This window comes from Streptomyces sp. SID4985 (assembly GCF_009863025.1).
In the GTDB taxonomy this organism is placed as follows: Bacteria; Actinomycetota; Actinomycetes; order Streptomycetales; family Streptomycetaceae; genus Streptomyces.
In genome coordinates this window covers 1-4,177 of sequence record NZ_WWIR01000011.1, presented here as the reverse complement: position 1 = coordinate 4,177, position 4,177 = coordinate 1, and the positions used below count along the sequence as shown (strand labels likewise).

Annotated in this window: 4 protein-coding genes, 1 tRNA gene and 1 pseudogene; 4 read left to right on the top strand and 2 right to left on the bottom strand. The window is 73.4% G+C overall.

Features of this window, described 5'->3' with window-relative positions; genetic code table 11:
- Nucleotide 1: 1 nt before the first annotated feature.
- A tRNA-Gly gene (locus GTW40_RS00545) sits at nt 2-74 on the bottom strand.
- 219 nt (nt 75-293) lie between these two features.
- Between GTW40_RS00545 and GTW40_RS00540 the strand changes: the two genes are divergently transcribed.
- The 3 genes from GTW40_RS00540 to GTW40_RS00530 all read left to right on the top strand — a co-directional run bounded on the left by GTW40_RS00540 (nt 294) and on the right by GTW40_RS00530 (nt 3,049).
- Nucleotides 294-1,319, top strand: a complete 1,026-nt coding sequence (locus GTW40_RS00540) for a chorismate-binding protein (protein WP_161178153.1) — start codon at nt 294-296, stop codon at nt 1,317-1,319.
- Entirely contained in the window at nt 1,316-2,137 is an 822-nt protein-coding gene (locus tag GTW40_RS00535) for an aminodeoxychorismate lyase (protein WP_161178152.1), read from the top strand. The genes GTW40_RS00540 and GTW40_RS00535 overlap by 4 nt, the downstream gene beginning before the upstream one ends.
- A 93-nt stretch (nt 2,138-2,230) precedes the next feature.
- Nucleotides 2,231-3,049: a GNAT family N-acetyltransferase gene (locus tag GTW40_RS00530; protein WP_161178151.1), complete on the top strand. Its 819-nt coding sequence runs from the start codon at nt 2,231-2,233 to the stop codon at nt 3,047-3,049.
- A gap of 25 nt (nt 3,050-3,074) precedes the next feature.
- On the opposite strand, the gene GTW40_RS00525 is transcribed toward GTW40_RS00530, so the two are convergent.
- Nucleotides 3,075-3,596 (bottom strand): DsbA family protein, encoded by a 522-nt coding sequence (locus GTW40_RS00525; protein ID WP_161178150.1) that lies wholly within the window; start codon nt 3,594-3,596, stop codon nt 3,075-3,077.
- A 315-nt stretch (nt 3,597-3,911) separates the two neighbouring features.
- Here GTW40_RS00525 and GTW40_RS00520 point away from each other — a divergent pair.
- Nucleotides 3,912-4,177, top strand: a pseudogene (locus GTW40_RS00520) (hypothetical protein); the annotation flags it as partial.

Sequence of the window (4,177 nt, the reverse complement as noted above, 5' to 3'; positions counted from 1 at the left end):
GAGCGGACGACGAGGCTCGAACTCGCGACCTCAACCTTGGCAAGGTTGCGCTCTACCAACTGAGCTACGTCCGCTTGTCGTTTCGGTCCGCTTCCGCGTCCCGGCGACGTGTTGAACTTTAGCGGATTCCTCGGCCAGTACAAAAACGCGTTTGCGCAGCGTGCTGCGGTGCACCTCGCGAACGGCATGGTCACGGTCGTCCCGGAGCCCCTCGCGGGCATCCCCGGACCCCCCCTCGAAGGGCCCCGCCTAGACTCGGCCACGTGCCTCACCTTCCTCCCGTTCTCCCCCCTATGGCCCGCTTCGGCGACCGCGTCGCCACCGGCCTGCTGGACGTCACCGAGGACCCGGCCGCGCTGGACTCCGAGGGCTTCTGGGCCGTCGTCGCGGACTTCGAGGGCGGCCTGACCTGCGCCCGCTTCGCGCACGTACGGAGGGAACCGGTGCCCGCCCCGCGCCCCGGCGCCTGGCACGGACCCGCGCGGGACGCCTGGACCTCCTCCCTGGACCGCGCCGCCTACACGGCCGCCGTACGCCGCATCCGGGAACACATCGCGGCCGGCGAGGTCTACCAGGCCAACCTCTGCCGCGTCCTCAGCGCGCCCGTCACCCCCGGCGCCGACGTGGACGCCCTCACCGCCCTCCTCGCCCGGGGCAACCCCGCCCCCTACGGAGGAACGATCCGCCTCCCCGGGCACGGGGTGGAGATCGCCACCGCCTCGCCCGAGCTGTTCCTGCGCCGCGCCGGGCGCACCGTCGAGTCCGGCCCCATCAAGGGCACAGGGCGCACCGAGGCCGACCTCCTGGAGAAGGACTACGCCGAGAACGTGATGATCGTGGACCTGGTCCGCAACGACATCGGCCGCGTCTGCGGGACCGGCACCGTCACCGTCCCCGACCTGTGCGCGGTGGAGAAGCACCCCGGGCTCGTCCACCTGGTCTCCACCGTCCGGGGCGAACTGCGCCCCGGCACGGGCTGGCCGGACCTGTTCGCCGCCGCCTTCCCGCCCGGCTCCGTCACCGGCGCCCCCAAGACGAGCGCCCTGCGGATCATCGAGGCCCTGGAACCCGCCCCGCGCGGCCCCTACTGCGGCGGCATCGGCTGGGTCGACGCCGACCGGGGCACCGCCGAGCTGGCCGTCGGCATCCGCACCTTCTGGATCGACCGTGCCGCCGGGGCGCTCCGCTTCGGCGCGGGCGCCGGGATCACCTGGGGGTCCGACCCCGAGGGGGAGTGGCGCGAGACCGAACTGAAGGCATCCCGGCTGCTCGCGATAGCGTCGGGGGAGTACCAGGAAAGTGGAGAGGCTCTCACATGAGGATCTGGCTGGACGGCGAACTGCGGGACGCCGATTCCGCGCGCGTCTCGGTCTTCGACCACGGGCTCACCGTGGGCGACGGCATCTTCGAGACCGTCAAGGCGGTCGACGGACGGACCTTCGCGCTCACCCGCCACCTCGACCGGCTCACCCGCTCCGCCCGGAGCCTCGGCCTGCCCGACCCGGACCACGACGAGGTGCGCCGCGCCTGCGATGCGGTCCTCGACGCCAACCCGATGCCGCTCGGCCGGCTGCGCATCACCTACACCGGCGGCCACGGCCCGCTCGGCTCCGACCGGGGCGAGCACGGCCCCACCCTGCTCGTCGCCCTCGGCGAGACCACCCGCCGCCCCGACTCCACCGCCGTGATCACCGTCCCCTGGACCCGCAACGAGCGCGGCGCCCTCGCCGGTGTGAAGTCCACCTCGTACGCCGAGAACGTGGTCGCGCTGGCCCGTGCCCACGAACAGGGCGCGTCCGAGGCGCTGTTCGCCAACACGGTCGGACAGCTCTGCGAGGGCACCGGCTCCAACGTCTTCGTCGTCCTCGACGGCGAACTCCACACCCCGCCGCTCGCCTCCGGCTGCCTCGCGGGCATCACCCGCGCCCTCACCGTGGAGTGGACCGGCGCCAAGGAGACCGACCTCCCGCTGGACGTCCTGGAGCGCGCCGAGGAGGTCTTCCTGACCTCCACCCTGCGCGACGTCCAGGCCGTGCACCGCGTCGACGGCCGCGAACTGCCCGGCACCCCGGGCCCGGTGACCGCCAAGGCGATGCGGATCTTCGAGGAGCGGTCCCGGCAGGTCCTCAACCCCTGAGCGGGGCAATGGAGTCGGCAAAGAGACCGGCAAGGACACCGGTCGGGAGAAAACCGCTGAGGCGGGCGGCCCGGAGCGGGTAGAACTCCGGTGATGACGACGACCCTGCGGCCGGCCGAGCCGCTTCAGCAGCACGCCGACGGAACCCGCGCACGCCGCTACCAGGTGTGCGTGAACAGCCGTCCCGTCGGCGAGATCCACCTCGCCACGGTGATCGGAACCACCGTGGCCCGCATCACCGACCTGCGCATCGAGGAGCCCGACCGCCGACGCGGCCGGGCCACGGTGGCCGCGCTCGCGGCGGAGGAGGTCGCGCGTGGCTGGGGCTGCATCCGGATCGAAACGGTGATCCCGGCCGGTGCCGAGCCCGCCCTGAACCTGGCGCGGGCCCTCGGGTACACCCCGAGCGCCCGCGCCATGGTGAAACGTCTCGGCGACGTGCCCCCGGAACTGCCCGAGGGCAGCCGGGCACGGCCCATGACCGAGGCGGAGTTCGAGAGCTGGCTGGCGAAGGGGAGAGAGTCCTACGCGCGCTCGCTGATGAGCCTCGGCCTCTCCGAGGAGGAAGCACGGGCCAAGTCCCGCCGCGACCACGAGACGCGCCTCGGCGAGGGACTGGCCACGGAAGGGGTGCGGTTCAGCGTCCTCGAACACGAGGGAACCCCCGTGGGCACCATCTGGCTCGCCCGCGCCGACGACACACCCTGGGTCCTCGACGTCGGCACCGACGAGGCGCACCGCGGCCGGGGCCACGGCCGCTCCCTGATGCTCCACGCCGAGGCGCAGACCATCGCCGACGGCGAGCGCACCCTGACCCTCAACGTGCGCGCGGGCAACACCCCGGCCGAGCGGCTGTACGCGTCACTGGGCTACGAGACGACGCGCCACGTCCTCGCCAAGCCGCTCCTGTGACGATCCGCGGAGGGCCGCGGCGGGGTCACGCCCGGTCGGCCAGCAGCCGGTCCGCGATCTCCTCGATCCGCTCGCGCAGCCCCTCCTGGCTCTTGCCGCCGTCCAGGCGCTCACCGCCGATGACATAGGTCGGGGTGCCGGTGACACCGATCGCCTTGCCCTCGGCCTGGTCCGCGTCCACGATCAGGATGTGCCTGCCGTCGATCAGCGCGGTGTCGAACTCCTCGGCATCCAGGCCGAGTTCACGGGCGATCTCGACCAGCAGCTCCTCGCCCCGGCGGTCCAGCTCCTCGACCCGCCCCAGCACCGCCTCGACGTACGGCCAGCCCTGCCCCTGCTCCACGGCCTCCTCGGCGGCCTGCGCGGCGGCGAAGGCGTGCTTGTGCTTCTCCAGCGGGAAGTGCCGCAGCCGCACGTCGAGCCGGTCGCCGTAGCGGGCACGCAGGGCACGGACGTCGTCCAGGGCGGCGTGGCAGTCGGGGCACTGGAGTTCGCACCAGACATCGAGGACGACGGGCTCGACGGGTGCGGGGGAGGAGTCGTTCATACGCCCAGTCTTCCAGGCGGTCCCCGGGCGGCCCAATCCGGTGGGACCGGCTCCGGTGGTCCGGTGGGACGGCCTCCGGCGGTCCGAGCGGGGCGACCTCCGGCGGTCCAGCGGGGCGACCCCGACCGCCGCCCGTGTCGCGCCCCGCCACCCCGAGAGATCCCCGGCGCCGACCCCGAGATCTCCCTGATGTGGGGGCCGGGGCATGGCATCGCGGGTACCGGGCGGTGCAGGATGGAAGGGACGAAGCGCACCGCGCGCCTCGTGTCACCGTCACGCCGGCACCCCGCCGGCCGGGCCCGCCTGGAGGACCGGATGCTTGCCGAGACCATCTGCTCCGCCGTGTCCGCGGCGGGCCTGGGCATCGCCGCGGTCACCGCCTACCGCAAGCGTTTCCTCACGGCCGCCCGCGTCGCGGCCTACTCACTGGTGCCGGTCGGCCTGGTGATGACCGGCGTCGTCGGCTGGCTCGCCAGTACGGCCCTCAGTCCCCTCGCCTGGGCGGGCTTCGGCGTGCTGGCGCTGTCCGCGGTGCTCTTCACGCTCACCCGCGCGGTGGAGCGCCGACGCGGCGGGAAGGG